The organism is Priestia sp. SIMBA_032 (assembly GCF_046535215.1).
Classification (GTDB): Bacteria; Bacillota; Bacilli; order Bacillales; family Bacillaceae_H; genus Priestia; species Priestia aryabhattai.
The window spans coordinates 1-279 of sequence record NZ_JAWRXD010000496.1; the positions used below are offsets into that span (position 1 = coordinate 1).

Consider the following 279-nt stretch of genomic DNA (forward strand, 5'->3'; position numbering starts at 1 on the left):
GGGTCGCGGGGCCCCGGGAGTTGCTGAGCACCACGTCGTAGCCGTTGGCGACCGCGAGGCGCGCGAGCTGGGAGCCGATGTGTCCTGATCCGATGAGTCCGATAGTCGTCATGGGGTGGGGAACAGCGCCGGTCGCATGCCCATTCCCGCCCTCTCTCAGCGGATCAGCCGCACAGGTCGACGCCCGCCGAGGTCAGGATGACCGTGCGGTTCTGCTCGGCCAGCGCGTCGGAGTACTTCCCGCTCGCGTCCGTCTCGCTCTTCCAGCCGCACCACTGG

Annotated in this window: 1 protein-coding gene; it reads right to left on the bottom strand. The window is 69.2% G+C overall.

Features of this window, described 5'->3' with window-relative positions; all coding sequences use genetic code 11:
- Window positions 1–112: NAD(P)-binding domain-containing protein (locus SB717_RS35285; RefSeq protein ID WP_410907569.1), on the bottom strand; the 112-nt coding region annotated here is incomplete at its 3' end.
- Window positions 113–279: the final 167 nt, after the last annotated feature.